The organism is Rikenella sp., from assembly GCF_056799795.1.
Genome location: NZ_JBQIQO010000011.1, coordinates 33,422 through 54,971, shown reverse-complemented (window position 1 = coordinate 54,971; position 21,550 = coordinate 33,422). Strand labels below are relative to the sequence as shown.

Below are 21,550 nucleotides of genomic sequence, written 5' to 3'. Positions count from 1 at the left end.
ATAGAAAATTTGTACCTTCGCCTTATGAAAAAAGGAAAAATAGTCGGGGCGGCGATGCTCGGGGCGGTGGTGGTTTTGTGGGGCGGGGTGTCGTGCGTCTCGATGAAGAAATACCGCGAAACGCAGACGAGGGCGTTGAGGTGCGAGACGGGGAGCGCGACGCTCCGGGCGGAGAACGAGCAGTTGCGGGAGCAGCGGGCGGCACTGGAGGCGCAATATCAGGCGCTGGACTCGACGCACTATGCGGAGGGGCTGACGAATGCGGAGCTCCGGACGCTGCTCAAGGAGCGGACGAGGATCCTGACGGAGGTGAGGACGCTGCTGGGTGAGGCGCTGCGCGATTTCGACAGCGAGGGGCTGACGGTCTCGGAACGCGGGGGGATGATCTATGTGTCGGTGGACGAGAAGCTGCTGTTCGAGCTGGGAAAGGCGGAGGTGTCGCCGGCGGGCGAACGGGCGGTGATGAAGGTGGGCGAGGTGCTGGCGCGCAATCCGGCGATCCGGATCATGGTGGAGGGGCACACGGATAATCTGCCGTATCGCTCCAAAGAGGGGGATCAAATCATCGATAATTGGGACTTGAGTGTCCACCGGGCGACGGCGGTGGTGCGTATCCTGCTGCGGAACCGGGGGATTGCGCCGAAGCGGATCACGGCGGCGGGACGCAGCCAGTATGTGCCGCTGGTGGGGGGAACGGATCCGGAGGCGAGGGCCCAAAACCGACGGACGGAGATCATCCTCACGCCGGACATGGATCGGCTGTCGGAGTTGCTCGAACGGGCGGGACGCATGACGGACGCGACGCGATAGTCGCTCCTTTCGTTGTCTGAATAATCTTCGTTTAGTCGTGTCTACCCGCATGGAACTGCCGCTTTTTGTAAAAAGCGGCACCAAAGCCGACGTAGCAGCCGAGTTGCCATCAAGTTTACTTGAATGGCCGAGGCGCAAGGAGGAAACCTTAAGGTAAACTTTCATAATAGCTACGCTACTCCTTAGGCTCCGCAGTCCTCAGTCTCTGTAATTCCTTTTGGATCGGGGTTGTAGCGCGCTTAATGCGAACTTAACCTTTGGCGCGCTACAACTCCCGACCCAAAGAAAGGTCGCGAGGTGGGCCGCCGGCAGCTTGAGGATGCGAAGCATCCTTGAAAGTTTTTCTGGTTCTCTTTGTTCACAAAGAGAACAGTACCCTCCCGGGCAAGTACAGACAATTGAAAAGATAATCATCACGAAAGATGACCATAGAGCAGTTAGTGCAGCGGATCGACGAGAGTGCCTCGCAAGTCGAGTTTCGGGAGCGGTACGAGAGCGAGCGCACCTTGCGGATTCGGGGGTTGGCCGGGTCGTTGCTCGCCTTTGTCGTCCGCGGCATCGCCCGGCAGAAAGGCGGCATCCATCTGCTCGTTGCCGACGACCGCGACGACGCCTCCTATCTCTGCAACGACCTGATCAACATCGCCGGGGAAGAATTTTCCGGCGCGATACTGTTATATCCCACCGCCTACAAGCGCTCCGTCCAGACCCGTCGCGAAGACCCCGCCGGCATCGTCCAGCGGACAGCCGTGCTGACCGCCCTCGCCGGGTACGACAGCTCCCGGAAGCCGCTCATTATCTGCACCTATCCCGAGGCCTTGGCCGAAAAAGTCGCCGATCGGCAGCGGCTCTCCGAGCATATCCTCCGTCTGCGGCGAGGGCAGCGGATCGGCATGGACGAGCTCGAACAACAGCTCGGCGAATACCGCTTCGAACATGTCGATTTCGTCGGCGAACCGGGCCAGTACGCCCGGCGCGGCGGGATCATCGACCTCTTCTCGTTCGGCGACAACAAACCCTACCGGATCGACTTTTTCGGCGACGACATCGAATCGATCCGGCTCTTCAACGTCGGCACCCAGCTGTCGACCGAAACCCGCGACGAGATCGAGATCGTACCCAACCTCAAAAATCCGGAATTGGCTGAAAAACGCGTCTCGCTGCCGGAGTACATCGGCCCTGGAGAGGTGACCTTGTGGATGACCAACCCCGTCCACTTTCTCGGTCGGCTCGACCAGATTCGGACGAAGCTCCTCGGCGAGCTCGACGAGCCCTCCGCCATCGACAGCCAGGTGACCAGCCGGAAACAGTTCGTTGCCGAGACCCAGGCTTGGCGGTGGATTTCGCTGAATGTCCATGCGCCCGAGCGGGTGGCCGGGGGAGCCGATATCGACTTCGGAGCTTCGCCCCAGCCCCAGTTCAACAAAAACTTCGAACTGCTCGCCGACGATATTCGGCGAGGGAACGACGAGGGGAGAACCACCTATATCCTCACCGAGAACCGCGCCCAGATGGAGCGGCTCGAAAACGTCTTCGACTCCGTGGGGCTCGAACATGTGGGATACGGCCATGTGCCGCTCACCTTGCACGGAGGGTTCGTCTTGCCCGCTCTGCACCTCGCCCTCTACACCGACCACCAGATTTTCGACCGCTACCACCGCTACACTGTTCCCAACGAGATCGACCGGCGCGAGAGCATGACCGTCGCGGAGCTCAATGCTTTGCAGGTGGGCGACTACGTGGTGCATATCGACCACGGGGTGGGGAAATTCGGCGGGCTGGTGCGGAGCACGACCAATGGTGTGGTGCAGGAGTTTATCAAGCTGGTCTACCGCGACAACGACATCCTCTTCGTCAATGTCCACTCCCTGCACCGGATTAGCAAATACAAGGACAAGGACGCGCCGGAACCTAAGATTCACAAACTCGGTTCGGGGGCCTGGCAGAAACTCAAACAGACCGCCAAAAGCAAGGTCAAGGACATCGCCCGGGAGCTGATCGCCCTCTATGCGCGGCGGAAGGCGAGCCGGGGATATGCCTACTCGCCCGACGGCTTTCTGCAACAGGAGTTGGAGGCTTCGTTCCTCTACGAGGACACGCCCGACCAGCAGAGCGCTACGCAGGCCGTGAAGGAGGATATGGAGCAGGCGGTGCCGATGGATCGGCTGGTCTGCGGCGACGTGGGGTTCGGGAAGACCGAGATCGCGATTCGCGCGGCCTTCAAAGCGGCTACCGACGGGAAGCAGGTGGCGGTGCTGGTGCCGACTACGGTTTTGTCCCTCCAGCATTATCGTACTTTTTCGCGACGGCTGAAGGATTTTCCGGTGCGGGTCGAGAATTTCTCCCGGGTCAAGACGACGAAACAGACTCGCGAGATTCTCGACGACCTGGCGGAGGGCAAGATCGATATTATTATAGGTACCCATCGGTTGTTGGGCAAGAATGTGCGCTTCAAAGACCTCGGGCTGCTGATCATCGACGAGGAGCAGAAGTTCGGGGTGGCGAATAAGGAGAAGTTGCGGCACATCAAGGCCAATGTCGATACGCTGACCCTGACGGCGACGCCGATTCCGCGGACGTTGCAGTTCTCGCTGATGGGCGCGCGCGACCTGTCGATCATCAATACGCCGCCGCCGAACCGGCAACCGGTGGCCACCGAAGTGGACGTCTTCGACGAGGAGATCGTCCGGGAGGCGATCGAGGCGGAGCTGCATCGCGGCGGACAGGTCTTTTTCCTCCACAACCGGGTGCAGAGTCTCGGGCGGATGAAGGAACTCATCGAACGGCTCTGTCCGGGGACGCGGGTGGCGGTGGGACACGGCCAGATGCCGGCGGCCGAGCTGGAGAAGATCATGATGGACTTCATCTACGGCGAATACGATGTCCTGCTGGCGACGACGATTATCGAGTCGGGGATCGACATTCCGAATGCCAATACGATGATTATCAACGATGCCCATCTGTTCGGGCTCTCCGACTTGCACCAGTTGCGGGGACGGGTGGGGCGGACGAATCGCAAGGCGTATTGCTACCTGTTGATCCCGTCGGAGGAGCGGGTGACGGGCGAGGCGCACCGACGGTTGCGGGCGTTGGAGGAGTTTTCGGACTTGGGGAGCGGTTTTCATATCGCCATGCAGGACTTGGATATTCGCGGTGCGGGTAATATTCTGGGGGCGGAACAGAGCGGTTTTATCGCGGACATCGGGTTCGAGACGTATCAGAAAATTATGGCGGAGGCGGTGGCCGAGTTGCGTGAGGAGCAGGGATTGGAGCCGGATGTTTCGGCGATCGACTGTGTGATCGAGACCGATTCGTCGGCCCATCTGCCGGACAGCTACATCGGGACGACGGCGGAGAAGATTCGGCTCTATCGGGAGCTGGACGGTATCCGGACAGAGGAGGCGTTGCAGCAGTTCATTGCGCGGCTGACCGACCGGTTCGGCGAGCCTCCGTCGCCGGTGCAGGAGCTTTTCGAGGTGGTTTGGTTGCGGCGGGTGGCGGAGGCGAACGGTATCGAACGGATTGTGCTCAAGGGTGGGCGGGCGACGCTCTATTTCGTGGCGGACGAGCGGTCGGCGTTTTACAAGAGCGATCGTTTCATGACGTTGTTGCAGGCTGTGGCGGCCTCTCCGGCGCGGTTCAAGCTCAATCAGTCGGGCAATAAGTTATCTTTGTCTGTCCGGGAGGCGAAGTCGGTGACGGCTTTGCGGCGTGCGCTGGAGGGGCTGGCCGGCTGTTGAGGGGCGGTTGTCGTTAGTTGTTGGGGTAGAGGCTGCCAGTAGAAATGCGTAAGCATTTCCCGTCCACGGGACGTGGGGCCCGCGCGGCCCGAGCGCAGTTCCCTCTCGTAGGACAGACGCGCGCCTCTGCCTAAAGAGGGAAATCGTGTCAAAATGCGCTTGCGCGTTTTGACACGATTTCCCAAGGCGCGCGAAAAAACTTGTCCCCGCGCGAAAAATCCGTCGCCCGCCCGCTTTAAAGGGCATATTCTGCCGGTTGGCACTTGGCCAACCCGGCAAGAATTGCCGCGGGCGACGGCAAGCGACAGCGGAGCCGCAGTGAGGCTGACACGGGACGGAGAACTGGGCTGGGCTTTGGGCTGTGACTGTTCTTTGGGCACGAAAACCGTAGCCGGTTTTCGTGCTGCGTTGGGCCGAGCTGTTGGTCGTGCTTTTGCGGTTCGTAGAACCGCCGGGCTTGCGCGCTGGGCCTTCGGCCCACCCGGGGAGCGCGCAGCCCGAACCAGAAAGAATAGGGCATTGCCAAACGGACTGAAACCTGCGGGGCCCGCAGCAACGTCAGTTGCGGGCCTCCGCTGGGGGAGGCTTCGGCCCGCGCGATTCTTCGAATCGCAAGCATCCCCCGTTTATTCCGAGAGGCAACGCAACTGAAGACCGTAGCCGCGATTGTGTGAGTCGCTCGGATTGAGATATGCCGCGTAGAAGTTCAGGAACACGGCGAAAGTCCTGTTGACGGTCGAAGACCAGCTGAACCCCAGGTGACCGACATAGGCCGGTGTCCCCTTGTCGTAGCCGCGGTTGCCCGGGGCGGGGCTGCCCCGAACTTGACGATCATTATGAATTTAGTCATCGACATAGGAAATACCTTTGCAAAAGTCGCCATCGTGGATCGCGGCGAAATCGTCGCCCGGGAGACACAACCGCAACTCGAGCGCGATCTCCTCCTGCGCCTGCTGGAGCGGCATCCGGAGACCGACCGCGCCATTCTTTCCACCACCCGGCTGGCCGACTCCGCCACAGAAGCGTTTATCGAACGGCAAGTCGGCCGACTGATTCGCTTCGGTGCGCAGACCCCCGTGCCTCTGCGAAATGGCTATGCCACCCCCGAGACCCTCGGAGCCGACCGGATGGCCGCAGCCGTGGGAGCCTGGGGTCGGGCTCCGGGACGAGAACTGCTCATCTTCGACTTCGGGTCTGCCATCACCATCGACCGCGTGAGCGCCGCCGGCGAATACCTCGGCGGCAACATCTCGCCCGGCATGACCATGCGGTTCGAAGCCCTCCATCGGCTGACCGACCGGTTGCCCCTGTGCGGCGCTCCGGCCGGCGAGACGACCCTCACCGGACGAACCACCCGACAGGCCATCGAAAGCGGCGTCGCGGTCGGTATCGTGCACGAAATCGAGGGGTACATCGACCGCATCGGAGCGCAAAATCCGGATTTGGCCCTCTTTTTTGCCGGTCGGGACGCGAATTTCTTTGCCGACAAAGTAAAAAAGCCGATATTTGTGACTCACGACCTCGTGATCGAGGGACTCAACCGAATACTCGAATACAATGCCCAACTCAATAGTTAGGAGAGCGAGATACGTTGCGATCGTCCTGTTGCTGAGCATGTTCGGCGGAGGCATGATCTCTGCGGCATATGCTCAGATGAGCAGCCTGAACACCTTTTCGCCGTACACGATGTACGGCATCGGCGACCTGGCGGTCGGCGGGAGCGCTTTCAACCGACCGATGGGAGGCGTGGGGGTTGCTTTTCGCACGCCGTATCGCTTCAACTACCTCAACCCGGCGGCGCTGAGCGCCATTCCGCGGCAGTCGGCCCTCTTCAACTTCGCCGGCGAGGGGAAAAATATTTATGCCAAAAGTCCGAATACTTCCACCTCGTACAACACCTTCAATATCCATGACCTCGGGCTGGCGGTGCCGCTGGGGAAGGGCGTGGGGCTCGGATTCTCGCTGACGCCGGTCAGTTCGGTGGGGTACACCAGCCGGTTGGTGGAACGGAGCGCAGATATTACCCAGAATGTGGGGAGTACCATTTATAACTATGCCGGCGACGGGGGGATCACGCAGGTCTCCATGAATCTCGGGGTACATGTGGCCAAAGGGCTTTCGCTCGGGGCCACCATGCACTACTGGTTCGGGGATATCGAACGGCAGTACAACGTCGTGGTGAACGACTACACCTCGTCGACCATCTATCGCAACATCGTCTCGTCGGAGAACAAGAATATCAGCAAACTCTTGTTTACGCTGGGGGCGCAGTATACCTGTCGGGTCGGAAAGCAGAACGCTTTGACCGTCGGAGCGACGTATCAGCCGAAAGTGAAGGCTACCGTGCGGGACAGCCGTTTGACCTTGTCGCACAACTCGGTGATGGTGGATACCATCTACTCGGCCCGGAGCCGGACGAAGATGGATATTCCGGCCAAGTGGGCGGCGGGGATCGCATTCCAGGGGCCGAAACTGACCGTCGCATTCGACTACAACCGGCAGGACTGGGCCGGCGCGTTTGCCATTCCCGAGGGACAGGAAATTTCACTCGGCGTGTATCAGGACTTCCGACTCGGGTTCTCCTATACGCCCGATCAGTTCGATATTCGGAACGCCTTGAAACGGTGGACCTATAAAGCGGGGGTGCGGTACGGGGACAGCTACCTGACGATGCGGGGGAATCGCCTGCGCGATGCCGCGGTTTCGGTCGGGGTCGATTTCGCCCTCAAACGCGGTACCTTCTCCAAGGTCGGGATCGGCCTCGAATACGGCGAACGCGGCTCGTGGGCGAAGGATATGGTGCGCGAACGCTACTTCAACTTTACCGTCGCGCTGAGCCTCTTCGGGAACGATTACTGGTTCGTGCGGCCGAAATACAATTAATATTTGCAAAATTCCGCCGGAACTCCGAACTTTATAGTCCGTTTTTTCCGTTAACTTCATGAGCCGGGGGAGGCTTTGCAGCCCCGACGGAACGTTGTTTACCTCAGTTTGTTTATTTCCGGTTCGCCTCTTTTGCCGGGGCGGACGAAACCAAAACTAACCGCAACCATGAAAACACGAGTTTATTCCCTGATCGCTGCTTTCTGCCTGCTGGGCGGGGCGGTCGGCGCACAGGACTTCCGCGAGGATCCCAGGTACGGGAGCGATCCGGCATCGCGGGAGCAGAACGTGCGCATCCTCAACTTCTTCAACGACGCTTATAAGGCCAAGGAGTACGGACAGGCCACGGTCTATCTGCGCCAGTTGATCGAAAACGCTCCGAAGGCGACCCAGAACCTCTATATCCGCGGCGTCGAGATCTATAAGAGCAAGGCGCTCGGGGCGCAGAGCTTGCAGGAGCGGAAAATGTATGTGGACAGCATCCTCTGGTTTTTCGACAAACGGATCGAAGCCTTCGGCAACCATCCGCAGCGCGGCGAAGCATATCTGCGGGGGGAAAAGGCGAAAGCCTTCCTCGCTATGATGCCGGCCGACCGCGAACGGCTCTTCCAGCTCTTCCAGGAGGCTTTGCATGAAAAACACCCGCTCAATCCGGGCTTGGCCGTGACCTACTTCAACTCGGTGGTCGAAAGCTACCGCCTCGACGATGTGACGCCGGAACAGGTGATCGATATTTATGAGCGGCTCAGCCAGCGGCTGGCGGGGTGCGAATCGCCGGAACGCGCCGAGGCGATGAAGGCGATCGACGACCTCTTCGCGTCGAGCGGGGCGGCCAATTGCGAGACCGTCGAAAAAATCTATCGGCCCAAATACGAAGCCGATCCGGGGAATGCCAAACTGATCGAAACCATTCTCGCGCTGCTTCGGCGCGGGAACTGCTCCAGCGACTTCTACCTGACGATGCTGGAGAAATACTATGCCGCCAATCCGCGGCCGGACGTGGCGGTGCAGCTCGCTTCGCTGTTCCAGGAAAAACAGGAGTTCGGAAAGGCGATGGAGTACCTCCGTATCGCCATCGACAACGAGACCGATCCGGCACAGAAGACCAACTTCATGTTGCAGGGAGCCGGGATGGCGCTCTCGTCCAGCTCGTATCGCGAAGCGGCCCAGTTTGCCCGTCAGGCTATCGACAACGATCCGAATAACGGGCTGGCCTACTTCATCCTCGCATCGGCTTATGCAGGCGGGAGCGGCAGTGCGTGCAGCGGATTCGACCGGCAGACCGCTTTCTGGCTCGTGGTCGACAACCTGGCACAGGCACGGCGCTTGTTGCCGGCGGATGATCCGCAGCAGTCCACGATTTCGCAGATGATCGGAAACTACAGCGCAAACTTCCCGAAGACGGAGGAAACCTTTATGCGCGGGCTCAATCCGGGGGACTCGTACACCGTCAATTGCGGCTGGATCAGCGGCCGGACGGTGGTGCGGGAACGGTAATCCGCCTCCACGGGATGCCTTTCTCTTTGCACGACTTGTGTTCGATGCTTATGAACGAAAATAGAGACCGACCGACCTTCTGTCGGAGCGGGCGAGTGCTTGCCGCTGCTTTTTCAGCGGCAAGCATCCTTTTTTTCGCCCGGTGCGGAAACAACGAACCGACCCCGACGGTGGACGACCCTGAGACGACGCCAACCCAGGTGAGCTATAACCACCGGAGAATTAATTCTGTTGACGGCAATTTACAGTACCGGATGGAGACCCCCCTGCTCGAACGGTACGAGTTGGCCAAGGAGCCGTTCATGGAGTTCCGCGAGGGGATCAAAGTCGAGACCTTCGACTCCGCTTTGCGGGTCGAGAGCGATATCGTGGCCGACTACGCCCGCTTCAACGAGACCCAAAAACTGTGGGAAGCGCGCGGGAACGTCATCGCGCACAATTACGAGACGGGAAAGGAGCCGCGGACGCTCCTGACCGAGCGGCTCTTCTGGGACCAGACCGCCAAGAAGATATACAGCGATACGATCGCCCGGGTGATCGACGGCGGGAGCGTGCACGTCGGGCGGAACTTCGAAGCCGACGAAAATTTCGAGCGGTGGAGCTTCCGAAATACCGTCGGGCAGATCGAAGTCGATGCTGTGGCCATGCGCGACACTTCTACGGTTGGTTCTGTACCGGTGGCGGCGGACACTTCGGCTACTAAATAGGCATTTTTCATGGGAACAACCATTCTCGTCATACTCATCGCCCTGCTGCTCTCGGCCTTTTTTTCCGGGATGGAGATCGCATTCCTCTCCTCGAACAAGCTGAGGCTCGAAATCGAACGCAAACAGCACCCGACCTACGGGAGGATCGCCAGCCTCTTTCTCAAGGCGCCGGGACAGTATATCTCCACCATTCTGGTCGGGAACAATATCGCGCTGGTCGTCTATTCGATCTTCATGAGCCTCCTCTATACGGCTATCGCCGGGCGATCCAACTACGCGGCCGAGACTTTGATCTCGACCCTTATTATCATCTTCACCGCGGAATTCTTGCCCAAAGCGGTGGTGCGCGCCAATCCGAACTTCTACCTTCGGACATTCGCCGTGCCGCTCTACGTGTTTTACATCCTCTTCTATCCGATCTCGAAATTCGCCACCCTGCTCTCCACCGGCCTGTTGCGGCTGATGGGGCGGCGCGTGGAAGAGACCCCGCAGATCACGGAGTTCGGCAAGGTCGATTTGGCCACCCTCGTCGAGGAGGCGGCCGTGGGCGAGGAGGGCGACGCTGCGGAACGGGAGGACAGTGAACAGCGCGTGAGGCTCTTCCAGAACGCCCTCGACTTCTCGGAACAGCGCGTGCGGGAGTGCATGGTGCCGCGCACCGAGATGGAGGCCATCGAGGTCGGCGAAGGGGTCGACGACCTGCGCCGGATGTTCGTCGGCACCGGATTCTCGCGCCTGCCGGTCTACGACGGGACGATCGACAACATCATCGGATATGCCAATCTGAAGAGCCTGTTCGACGGGCCGAAGACGATCCGGGAGGTGTTGCAGGAGACCTTGTACGTGCCCGAGACCATGTCGCAGCGGAAGCTGCTCGAAGCCTTTACCCGGTCGAACAAGTCGCTGGCCGTCGTGATCGACGAGTTCGGCGGCACGGCCGGGATGGTCACCCTGGAGGACTTGCTGGAGCAGATCTTCGGCGAAATCGAGGACGAACACGACGCCGATCATCTGGTCGAAAAGGAGGTCGCCCCCGGCGAATACGTATTGGCGGGACGGCTGGAGATCGACCACCTGAACGAGACTTACGACCTGAGGATTCCCGAGTCGGATCGCTACGAAACCTTGGCGGGGTATATCCTCGACCGCAGCGAAGACCTGCCCAAACCAGGGGATACGTTGCGCGCTGACGGACTGAAGATCAAGATACTCCGGACGGGGCACGCCCGCATCGAACTCGTACAGCTCGTCCGGACGGAAAAGGCCAGGTAGGGCGAGGGCGCTTTTGCCGCATACGACGCACACTGTTACGTATGTCGAAAAAAAACAGTACATTTGCCCCATTATATCGGCGTGCGCGGCGCGGCGTCGTTCCACAAGCAAATAAAAAAGAGAATATAACAGCATGGTAACTCTCAACACCCTCAGAAACAAAGGCGGCGTGCTGCTCGCGATCGTGATCGGCGTCGCGTTGCTGGCTTTCGTGCTCGGCGACATGTTCACCTCGGGGAGCACCCTGATGAACAGCTCGAAGATGAACGTCGGGACGATCGACGGCGAAAAAATCTCGATGCAGGAGTATGGACACGCTATCGACGAACTCACCGAAGTACAGCGGATTACCACCGGACGCGAAGGCTCCAACGAAGAGCAGAACGAGATGATTCGCGTGCAGGCGTGGGATCTGATGATCCGGAACAAGGCCTTGAAACCGGCGCTGGCGGAGGTGGGGCTGACCGTTTCGGACGAAGAACTGGTCGATCTGATGAGCGGTGCCAACCCGTCGCCGATTCTGGTCCAGATGTTCGGCGATCCGCAGACCGGGCGGTTCGAACCGGCCATGCTGCGGCAGCTGCTGGCCAATGTCGAACAGGATCCGACCGGCCGGTTGCAGATTTTCTGGAACTATTTGCAGGGCGAGGTGGCCGACCAGAGCCTGATCTTCAAATTCAAAACCTTGGTGGACAAGGCGGCTTACGTAACGGGCTTCGAAGCCGAGCGCATGGCGGCCTTGGAGGGGGAAACGTACGGGGTGGATTACCTCGTGAGCCGGTACGAATCGGTGCCGGACAGCACGGTGACGGTGAACGATGCTGCGCTGCGGAAATACTACGACACGCATCGCGGGATGTTCCGGCAGCAGGACTTGCGCGAGATCGAATACGTCACCTTCGAAGCGCTTCCTTCGCAGGAAGACTATGCGGCGGCGGAAAAGAACGTTCGCGAGATGGCGGACGGGCTGCGGACGACCGGCAATGTGCGTCAGTTCGTCTCGATGAACTCGCACAACCCGTTCGATGCCAGATACTATAAGGCCGGGGAGTTGACCGGCGAATTGGGCGCGTTCGCTTTTGGGGCGGGGACCGATGAGGTGTACGGGCCGGTATTGAGCGGCGACCAGTGGACGATGGCCCGGGTGGCCGATGTGCAGACCATGCCGGACAGCGTGCGGTTGAGCAGCATCGTGATTCCGGCGGAACCGAAGGCTTTTGCCGACAGTTTGTTGAACGCTTTGCAGCGCGGGGCGGACTTTGCCGCTGCGGCGCGGGCCCACTCGGTCGAAGCGCAGCAGGTCGACGGCGACGGCGACCTCGGGATGATGGATCCGCAGGTGTTGGCGCCGCAGTTCGCGGATGTCGTGAAGGAGATGAATGTCGGCGATATCCGGACGGTGACGACGCCGGAGGCGATTTGCATCCTGAAAATGACGGATCGCAAAGGGATGGCGCGCCGGGTGCAGCTCGGGGTGTTGAATTACAATGTGGAGGCGAGCGAACAGACTCGGAATCAGGTTTATGGCGAGGCCAATAAATTCGCTACGGCAGCGGCTGCGGGCGGATTCGAAAAGGCGGTGAACGACGCGGCGTTGGCTAAGCGGGTGGCGACTATCGGTTCGAACGACCGGACGGTCGGCGGGATTCAGCAGTCGCGCGAGCTGGCCCGGTGGGCTTTCAATGGCGAACAGGGCGAGCTGTCGGACGTCAAAGAGTTCGGTAACTATTTCGTGGTGGCGACCATTACCGGGGTGCGGGAAAAGGGAATCGCACCGTTCGAACAGGTGAAAGAGGACTTGAAAACTTTGGTCGTGCGGGAGAAAAAGGGTGAAATGCTGGCGGCGAAAATGAAGGGGGCGGCTTCGGTGGCGGCCTTGGCTTCGACCTTGGGGGTGGATACGCTGCACAACGACGATATCAATTTCGGCGGATTCATGGCTCCGGAGGTCGGTTTCGATCCGGCATTTACCGGCGGGGTGTCGGGGATCGGCAAGACGGGGGTGGTTTCGAAACCTATCGTCGGTCGGATCGGGGTGTATGCGGCTCAGATCACCGGTCAGCGGAAAGCGGCTCCGATGGATGTGGCGGTGGAAAAGGCTCGTCTGGCGGCGGAAGCGCAGCAGAGTGCGTTTATGGCCGCTTACGAAGCGTTCCTCGACTTGTGCGACATTCAGGATACGCGCTACCGGTTCTATTAATCGGTGTGAATTTGTCCCGGCTCGCTTCTATGAAGTAAGAAGGCTTAGTCTTTTTACAGATTGTATCGCATATATGTCGGCCTTACGCAGCATCGACCGCGTAAGGCCTTTTTTACAGATATACGCCTGATCGAATGAAATTCAGTGCCATTCCTTTGTATGCCCGAATCCTGCTCGGGATGATAGTCGGGATCGCGATCGGTCTGTTGGCCGTTCCGTGCGGTTTCTCCGGTCTGGTGACCGACTGGGTGAAACCTTTTGGCGAAATTTTCATGCGCCTGCTGAAATTTATCGCCATTCCGCTCGTGATGGTCTCGCTGATTAAGGGGGTGGGGAGCCTCGGCGACATTGCCTCGCTTTCGAAAATCGGTTTGCGGACGATCGGTATCTATATCTGTACCACCGTGTTGGCCATTGCGGTCGGGCTGGTGCTCGTCGAGGCGATTGCCCCGGGGAAGGTCGTAGGCGCCGAGAGCGCGGCGGCTATGGAGGCGGATTATCGGGCGGCTGTCACGGAACGCAGCGTCCAGGCCGAGGGGATGGCCGAGGTGCCGCCGTTGCAGTTTCTGGTCGATATCTTTCCGGACAACTGGATCGGAGCGATGGGCGATAACGGTCGGATGTTGCAGATTATCGTGATCGCGGTGCTGGTTGGGGTGGCGGTTCTGTCGGCGGGACGGGAGCGGACGGAACCGTTCATGAAGCTGATCGACGCGTTGGATGCGATTCTTCTGCGACTGATCGACCTGATTATGCGGTATGCGCCGATCGGTGTGGCGGCTTTGATGGCTGGGATGGTCGCCGACACGGCGGGGAATTTGGAGCTGCTCGGGGCGTTGGGGCTCTATGTGGTGACGGTGGTGTTGGGACTTTTGTTGATGATTTTTCTGTTTTATCCGTTGCTGGTTCACTTTTTCTCGAAGATTCCCGTGCGGAAATTCCTCCGGACGATGTCGCCGGTGCAGCTGTTGGCTTTCACCACCAGTTCGAGCGCGGCGACGCTGCCGCTCAATATGGAGGTCGTCGAACGAAAGTTGGGGGTTTCGCAGCGTGTCACCTCTTTTGTCTTGCCGATGGGGATGACGATCAATATGGACGGTACGAGCCTGTATCAGGCGGTGGCGGCGGTGTTTATCGCTCAGGTGTTGGGGATCGACCTGACGGGGGTGCAGTTGCTGACGATTGTGGCGACGACGACGCTCTCGTCGATCGGGACGCCGGGGGTGCCGGGCGGGAGTATCGTGGTGCTGTTGATGGTGTTGTCGTCGGTGGGGATTCCGCCGGAGGGGCTGGCTCTGATTCTGGGGCTCGACCGGCCGTTGGATATGCTGCGGACGGTGGTGAATGTCACGGGCGATGCGACGGTGGCTTCGATCGTGGATGCGAGGACGTCGATGTCGGAGTAGGGGGAATTTGCAGGGGATTAGGCTGGGGCTGATTCAGACCGAAGCGTGCGAGCCGCAAGGGTTCAACTCAATTTACCTCCTGCCTGTCGTTTTCGGGTTGTCGCCCATTCGTTTTTCGTTTAGGCGGGTCGGAGCCCTAGCGGCGACAGGGCCGGCGACCCGTTGGATCGCAAAAGCAATGCCCAAAGCACGGTCAAAAGTTCAGTCCAATTCTGTCGGGTTCGGGCTGCGCGTTCCGGGGGTGGGCCGAAGGCCCAGCGTGCAAGCCCGGCGGTTCTACGAACCGCAAAAGCATGGCCCATTCGTCCTCGGCGCGCCCCCCACGCGCCGCTAATGCGTCGCCCTCGCCGAGGACGGCGATTCCATTCGGAATCGCGCTATTCGCTCTCAGCCTAAAGCTCGCCCCAAAGCACTGCCCCGTGTCCGCCTCACTGCGGCTCCGCTTTCGCTCCGCCGCGTTTTCGCGCGCCTGGGGAAATCTTGTCAAAACGCACAAAGTGCATTTTGACGATTTCCCTCCTAAGGCGTGGCGCGTGTCTGTCCGACAGGAGGGTACTGCCCTTACGCCGGGCGGGCGCGCCCACAGGGCGTTTTACTGACAGCCTCTACCCCTATGCAACGCGGGCAGCCTCAGCCCAATTCCTCGCACCGCTCTCTGTCCGCGCGCTGGCGGAAATCTTATTCAAACGCATCACACGCGTTTGAATGATTTCCTTCTCCAGCTGTCGCGCGCGGTCGAGCTTCGACCCGCCTGAAACTGCCCTGCGCGGGCGGCGTCCGGGTGACCCCGGCGGGACGGGAAATGCTTGTGCATTTCCACTATCGGCCTCAGCCCAACTTCTTGTCCCGTTTTTTGTTCGTGTAGGTGCGCGGTAACTTTAATAAAAAGCTCCGCCTTGGCACGAATACGTCGGCCAAGCGGGTCGCCGAGGAATTGACAAACTCTCTGTTCCGTTTATTCCGAGAGGCAACGCAACTGAAAACCGGAAGCGCGACGGCTGGCGTTGCCGGGATGGAAGCTCTGAGTGTAATGGTGCAAACTGACGCCGTAAGTTTCGCTGACCGTAGACGAATGGCTGAACCCACCGTCTCCGACGACGCCCAAAATGCCCGCATTGAAATCGCGGAAGCCCGGGGTGGGGTACATTTAAAACTTAGAAACTCAGCGACAGGCCTGCTCCGAAATAGAAATCGGTATTCGACGGCGAAGCCAGCGTGAATTTGACCGTCGCCGGCGTCGTTGAACCCGCTACATTCACCTCGAACGCGATATCGCCGCCGTACGACCAGATGTTTTGTCCCTGCGTCCTGCCTCCGTCGGCGAAATAGAGACCCCGGCTCGCATCGCCGAACAGGTTGAGCCAGATGCGTTTGAAATAGATCAACCCGTTGATCCCCCCGTCCGGATAGCAGACCGGAAAGGTGTAATCCACCGAAGCCGCCCCGTAATACTTAGCCGCCCAGCCGTTGTAAGCGCCGCGCGGAAAGAGCGGTTTTTGTGCGAAGCCTAACTCCGCCTCCGTTTGATAAGCCGCTCCAGCTCGTATCGTAAAGCTGTGATTCCGCAGCAAACCCGGCAAATAACCCCGCAGATAGAGGCTGTACAACCGTCCGAATCGGTCGTTGAATGCCCCTGTCACATCCGCCCGCACCGCATAGCCCAACCGCGGCACGATACACCGTGTCGAAGCCCGTCGGTTGTCGCTCCACCACAGCGAAGTCTGATATTTCTGATACCCCCGGGTCAGCGTAAAACCCGTGTCGGTGCTGCGATAGAGCAGCGTGTTGTAGTGCGTGACCGAGAACGACGGCTGGAAGAGCCGCAGGTGACTCCCCCCCGAGAAACGCAGCGGTACGGCGATCGTCCCGCGCAGGTGGAGGTAGTTTTTCAGCCCGCCCGGCACGTAGATGCCGACTGCCCGATCCTCCGCCGAGGCATAAACGCCCTGTTTCCCACCCCCGTATTCCACCTCGGCCGTGATCTGCATCGGCAACCCTGCATACGTCCACGACGCGTGCAGCCGGTCGTTCCCCTGCATCCGCCCGTAGGTCGCCGTCCCGTAGCTGTCGCCCATCACGCTCTGGAAAAAGAGACTCGCTCCGAAGCCGATCGCCAGACCCCGCTCGTCTGCATTGAGCAGGTCGTCCATATCCGCCGTCACCGGAGCCCAGCTGTGGACGTTGAACCACCGCAGCGCCTTGTTGTATTTCCGCACCTTATGCGTCGTCACAGAGTCGTCCATCGGCAAGGCGCTCATCGTCGGCACCTCCCATGCCGGTGCCGGAATGTTCAGCAGATTCTTCGGCAGCCGCCGTCGAACGACCGTATCCTGCGCGGCAGCGATGCCGGTTTTGGCGATCTGGTAACCCGCTGCGGTGTAGGTGGTAAATAGTACCTCGCCGCGCGAAGCGTCCCCCGCCGGCCCGTAAGCTCCGAATCGCGAAGTCGTCATCCGCCGTTCCGGATAGCCCGCCTCGGTCAGGTCAATCGTATGGATTTCGTCTTTTCCCGACTCGATGGAGCTGAAATAGAGCCGCCCCCGACCGTCTGCCGTCAGCCCGCTGATCGTCGTCATCGACGGCTCCGTCACCTCCTCCACTGCCGTAAACCGCCCTGTTGTCGAGATCCAGGTGCGCTGCAAGTGCATGCCCCGCTCGCCCAATACGATGAACGACAGCGTCCGCGTGGAGTCGTCCCACGCCAAGCCGTGCAGGGTGGTCAGCCCGTCGAACCGCAGCCGGTCGACCTCCCGAAAATCTTTCGCGTCGTGCAACACCAGATCGCTCCCTCCCAGCCTGTCCGGCGAGACCGTCGCCACGAATTTCCGCTCTCCGTCCGGAAAAGTCAGCGGCGTGGCGAAGTAATTGGCCTGCCAGCGTCCGTAAGTGTGCCGCCGGCCCGTTGTCAGGTCGAGGCTGCGTACCACCGAATAGGTCTTGTACTCCCACACCGGATGGGGCTTGAATTCCGTCCACCACAACGTGTTCCCCGCCACCGTCGGCCGGCTCGACGGCGGAGCGATCCACCGCAAAGTCCGTTCCTGATGCCGCCGCTTCGTGGCGGTCGTGTCGAACATCACGAACCGCGTCGGCGTGTCGTAATCCGTCTTGGTGGCCACCACTCCCCACGGCGTGGAGAGCGGGTCGGCATAGATCGTGAAGCCGCTCTTCCGTCGCGCCGGAGCGGTCAGTGTCCGGTAGCTGTTCGACACCGCCGAGTAAGGTTTCCAGTGGGTGTACAGGTCTCCCAGCGCCCGGCGGCTGATGTCGCTCAGATGGGCGCCGTAGTGCCGTTTCAGGTAGAGGCGCATCGGCACGATCAGAATGGGCCACTTGCCCGCATATTCCACCGCCCGGCTCCACACCTCCGGCCCGTAGTATCGTTCGCCCGCCGCCACCAACTGGTAACCGTATTCGTATACCCCCGGCACATACCGCCGGTAGGAGCCGGCGTTCCACACGTCGCTCCGGAGCCGGACGTTCGCGCTGTCGGCCGCGAACAAAGCCCGCATGCCGACCGTAAACGACGGCTGATAAGCCCTCCCGAACTCCGAGTATTGCGTCTCGGCCAGCGTCGCATCTCCTTCGAGGTACCAGGTGGGGGTCACCAGCATCCCCACGCACGTCCCCGCCTCGCCGAAGAGCCACGAAGCGATGCGGGTCAGTCCGCTCCGCAGCGAGGAGAGCTGTACCACGTGCCGGCTCTCGTGCACGGCCAGCTGCTTGAGCCACGGATCGGCATAAATGTCCCCGCCCGCCGGAGCCGTGGTCATGAGCTCCATCCGTTTCGGGGCCCAGACGACTTCGCCGTTCGAGTAGAGGTTTTCGGTGTGTAAAACGATGGGGATTCGCTGCGGCGCGCGTGTGAAACCGTGGGTGATGGTCGGCGCGATGGAGTCCATGAAACCGGCCAGCGCCGTCGCCGTCGGCGCATAATAGTCGGGGTAGACGAGTTTATAGGTCGGACTTTTGATCTGTCGCCACCGGAGACCGGCCGGGCCGCGTCCGTTGTAGTAGAATTGCGCCTGTGCACCGAGCGGCAGCAGGGTGAGCAGCAGCAGAAAGCGGCCGAAGAGCGGACGGAACATAAGAATAAGAAAAAGAGGAAAGGGTCAGATTTTACGGGCCTTGTATCCCGCCTCGGTCAGTATGCCGACGATTTTGTCGCGAAAGTCGCCTTGTATGATGATCTCTCCCTCCTTGGCCGACCCGCCGACGCCGCACTTCTGTTTCAGGAACCGGCACAGCTCTTTCAGGTCCTCCTCCGTGCCGACGAAATCGGCCACGACGGTCACCTGTTTTCCGCCCCGGTTCCGGCGGTCGAGGGCTACGCGCAGCCGCTGCCTGCCCGGCGCGAGCGTCTCCTGCTCCGGAGCGGCGTCGGTGGTGTATTCGAAGTCGGGATTGGTGGAGTAGACCGTGCCCAGGCGCGCTTTCCAGTCGTTCTGGCTCATGGCGTATCGGATTAGAATACCGGCGTGAATTGCCGCAGGAACCGGAGGTCGTTTTCGAAGTAGAGCCGCAGGTCTTTGACGCCGTATTTGAGCATGGCGATCCGTTCGACCCCCATCCCGAACGCGAAGCCCGAGTACTCCCGGCTGTCGATCCCGCACGCCTCCAGGACGTTCGGGTCGACCATCCCGGCTCCCATGATTTCGAGCCACCCGGTGTGTTTGCACACCGCGCAGCCCTTGCCCCCGCACAGATTACACGACACGTCCACCTCGGTCGACGGCTCGGTGAAGGGGAAGTAGGAGGGCCTCATTCTGATCTCCGACTTTTCGCCGAACATCTCCTTGGCGAAGTGGAGAATCGTCTGTTTCAAGTCTGCGAACGAGACGTTGCGGTCGATATAGAGCCCTTCGACCTGGTGGAAGATGCAGTGTGCCCGATACGAGATCGCCTCGTTGCGGAAGACCCGTCCCGGACAGATCACTCGGATCGGCGGCCGCTGGTTCTGCATCACCCGCACCTGGATCGACGAGGTGTGCGTCCTCAGCAGGATGTCCGGATCTTTTTCAACGAAGAAGGTGTCCTGCATATCCCTCGCCGGATGCTCCGGCGGGAAGTTCAGGGCCGTGAAGACATGCCAGTCGTCCTCGATCTCCGGCCCGTCGGCCGGTACGAAGCCGATGCGGCCGAAAATGTCGAGGATCCGGTTCCGTACCAGCGAAATCGGATGGCGCGTCCCGACCCGTTCCGCCGTCGCCGGTCGCGTCATGTCCATCTCCGCTCCATCTCCCGCCCCTGCCGCCAGCGCGGCCTCTTCCAAAGCCGTTCGGAGCTCTTCGATCCGTTGCGCGGCCGTCGTCTTCAGCCGGTTCAATGCCTGCCCGAGCGTCCGCTTCTCTTCGGCCGGCGCGCTTTTGAACGCGTCGAACAAGGCCGTAATGCTCCCCTTCTTGCCCAACAAACGGATGCGGAAGGCCTCTACCTCAGCCGGCGTTTTCGGCGCGAAAGCCTCCACTTCGGCCTGCAATGCTTCTATCTGCGCTATCATAATCGTTTTCTTTGATTGTCCGTAGGTTAAATCGCGACGTTGTCGATCAGCCGCACCGCCCCCGCCTGCACCGCGACGAAGCAGCGCAGGTCGCCCGACGACGATCCCCACTCCGTCGCCGGCTGCAAGGTATCCGCCGTCGCGATTTCGACATATTCCGTCTTCAGCAACGGGTTCGCGTCGATTTGTTCGGCGATCCTCCGTTTGGCCTCCGCCACCGAAACAGCCCCCCGCAAGCTCCGGGCCGCCTCCGAAAGCACCTCATAGATGTGCGGCGCCGCCGCCCGGTGTTCCGGCAGGAGCAACGCATTGCGCGAGCTCCGCGCCAATCCGTCCCTGTCCCGCACGATCGGACAGCCCGTAATCTCGATCGGCAGCCCCAGCTGCGCCACCATGTGGCGAATGATCGCCAACTGCTGGAAATCCTTTTCGCCGAAAAACGCCCGGTGCGGCCGGACGATCTCGAAGAGCCGCGAAACCACCTGTCCCACCCCGTTGAAGTGTCCCGGCCGGTGTTCGCCCTCCATCACCCGATCCAGCCCGCCGAAATCGAACACCCGCGTATCCGGTTCCGGATAGATTTCGGCTACCGAAGGCGCGAAAACGAAATCGACGCCCGCCTCTTCGAGCAGTTCGAGGTCGGCCGCCTCGGTGCGCGGATAGCTCTCGAGGTCTTTCGGGTCGTTGAATTGAGTGGGGTTGACGAAGATGCTGACTACGGTGGTGTCGCACGCTTCGCGACAGGCCTTGACCAACGAGAGGTGGCCTTCGTGCAAGGCGCCCATCGTCGGTACGAAACCGACGGTTCCGGTGTATTCTGCGAGCTCCGACGCCCGCCTGCAAAGTTTCATTTTTCTGAGATATGGCTTGAAAACGACCGCGCGCGGTACCTGGTCGCGTGCAGCGGAAACAGACAAAAATACGGATTATAAACGAGACCGAAAAATTACGCCTCCGCACCCGGTGAAGATTCGGGTACGGAGGCGCAAAAAAGAGAGGAAACTCAGTGGGAGAGCACGTCGTACTCTCCGGGTTCCGGACGGTCGTTAGGCGTTTTTCGGATTGGCGCCGAACCGGTTTTCGCCCGGCTGGCTGTCCTGAGCCTGCCAGATGATGTACAGGATGGTACCTACCACCGGAATGAGGCAGATGAAGAACCAGCCGAAAGCCCGGCCGGTGTCGTGCAGACGACGCGAAGCCACTGCCAGATTCGGAACCAGCACGGCGAGTGCAAACAACGGGCCTACGACCGGAATGTACCTCAGGATGGCAGCCAGAATGCAGTTGAAGAGCGTCGGCCACCAGAATTCGCTCCGCCGTGCCCGGCCTGCGAAGTTGGCGTAGTTGGTCCAGAACAGCTTGTAGCACTCGATGGCGCCGTTCGGGTGGATGTTGCTCGTAGCAACGGTGTTGTTTTCGTTGATGTTTTCCATAGTGAATGGTATTTGATGTGTGAAAAATCTGTCGCAAAAATAGTGATTCTGTCAGAAAGTCGGCAGAAAAAACAAGGATTTAATTTTTGATTCGGACTCACG

At 60.2% G+C, this 21,550-nt stretch carries 15 protein-coding genes; 9 read left to right on the top strand and 6 right to left on the bottom strand.

What is annotated here, in order from left to right; translation table 11 throughout:
* The first annotated feature begins 24 nt into the window (after positions 1-24).
* From ACTO3O_RS04455 to ACTO3O_RS04415, 9 genes are all read left to right on the top strand, one after another.
* Positions 25-810, top strand: coding sequence for an OmpA family protein (locus ACTO3O_RS04455; protein ID WP_297830332.1), 786 nt, complete (start codon positions 25-27; stop codon positions 808-810).
* A gap of 422 nt (positions 811-1,232) precedes the next feature.
* A complete protein-coding gene (gene mfd / locus ACTO3O_RS04450; RefSeq protein ID WP_297830334.1) occupies positions 1,233-4,550 on the top strand; it encodes a transcription-repair coupling factor in 3,318 nt (1,105 codons plus the stop codon).
* A gap of 836 nt (positions 4,551-5,386) precedes the next feature.
* The gene (locus ACTO3O_RS04445) at positions 5,387-6,127 is read left to right on the top strand and encodes a type III pantothenate kinase (protein WP_297830336.1); all 741 of its coding nucleotides are present in this window, start codon (positions 5,387-5,389) and stop codon (positions 6,125-6,127) included.
* Positions 6,128-6,164: 37 nt separating this feature from the next.
* Positions 6,165-7,433 carry a BamG family beta-barrel-assembly machinery protein gene (gene bamG / locus ACTO3O_RS04440; protein WP_297830338.1) on the top strand — a complete coding sequence of 423 codons (1,269 nt, stop codon included), beginning with the start codon at positions 6,165-6,167 and terminating at the stop codon, positions 7,431-7,433.
* 168 nt (positions 7,434-7,601) lie between these two features.
* Entirely contained in the window at positions 7,602-8,930 is a 1,329-nt protein-coding gene (locus tag ACTO3O_RS04435) for a tetratricopeptide repeat protein (RefSeq protein ID WP_297830340.1), read from the top strand.
* A gap of 50 nt (positions 8,931-8,980) precedes the next feature.
* Positions 8,981-9,637 (top strand): LPS export ABC transporter periplasmic protein LptC, encoded by a 657-nt coding sequence (lptC, locus tag ACTO3O_RS04430; RefSeq protein WP_297830342.1) that lies wholly within the window; start codon positions 8,981-8,983, stop codon positions 9,635-9,637.
* A gap of 9 nt (positions 9,638-9,646) precedes the next feature.
* On the top strand, positions 9,647-10,909 hold the full coding sequence (locus tag ACTO3O_RS04425) for a hemolysin family protein (RefSeq protein ID WP_297626445.1): 1,263 nt from the start codon (positions 9,647-9,649) through the stop codon (positions 10,907-10,909).
* A 133-nt stretch (positions 10,910-11,042) separates the two neighbouring features.
* On the top strand, positions 11,043-13,109 hold the full coding sequence (locus ACTO3O_RS04420) for a peptidylprolyl isomerase (protein ID WP_297830344.1): 2,067 nt from the start codon (positions 11,043-11,045) through the stop codon (positions 13,107-13,109).
* A 134-nt stretch (positions 13,110-13,243) separates the two neighbouring features.
* On the top strand, positions 13,244-14,515 hold the full coding sequence (locus tag ACTO3O_RS04415) for a dicarboxylate/amino acid:cation symporter (protein ID WP_297830346.1): 1,272 nt from the start codon (positions 13,244-13,246) through the stop codon (positions 14,513-14,515).
* Between the two features lie 955 nt (positions 14,516-15,470).
* Here the strand turns inward: ACTO3O_RS04415 and ACTO3O_RS04410 are convergent.
* The 6 genes from ACTO3O_RS04410 to ACTO3O_RS04385 form a co-directional block, all read right to left on the bottom strand.
* On the bottom strand, positions 15,471-15,662 hold the full coding sequence (locus ACTO3O_RS04410; RefSeq protein ID WP_297626454.1) for a hypothetical protein: 192 nt from the start codon (positions 15,660-15,662) through the stop codon (positions 15,471-15,473).
* 7 nt (positions 15,663-15,669) lie between these two features.
* Positions 15,670-18,603 carry a hypothetical protein gene (locus ACTO3O_RS04405; protein ID WP_297831027.1) on the bottom strand — a complete coding sequence of 978 codons (2,934 nt, stop codon included), beginning with the start codon at positions 18,601-18,603 and terminating at the stop codon, positions 15,670-15,672.
* Positions 18,604-18,627: 24 nt separating this feature from the next.
* Positions 18,628-18,969, bottom strand: coding sequence for a translation initiation factor (locus ACTO3O_RS04400; protein ID WP_294591989.1), 342 nt, complete (start codon positions 18,967-18,969; stop codon positions 18,628-18,630).
* 11 nt (positions 18,970-18,980) lie between these two features.
* Positions 18,981-20,015 carry a phenylalanine--tRNA ligase subunit alpha gene (gene pheS, locus ACTO3O_RS04395; RefSeq protein ID WP_297831030.1) on the bottom strand — a complete coding sequence of 345 codons (1,035 nt, stop codon included), beginning with the start codon at positions 20,013-20,015 and terminating at the stop codon, positions 18,981-18,983.
* Positions 20,016-20,041: 26 nt separating this feature from the next.
* Positions 20,042-20,866, bottom strand: a complete 825-nt coding sequence (gene panC, locus ACTO3O_RS04390) for a pantoate--beta-alanine ligase (RefSeq protein ID WP_297831033.1) — start codon at positions 20,864-20,866, stop codon at positions 20,042-20,044.
* A 195-nt stretch (positions 20,867-21,061) separates the two neighbouring features.
* A complete protein-coding gene (locus tag ACTO3O_RS04385) occupies positions 21,062-21,448 on the bottom strand; it encodes a DUF805 domain-containing protein (protein ID WP_297831036.1) in 387 nt (128 codons plus the stop codon).
* Positions 21,449-21,550: the final 102 nt, after the last annotated feature.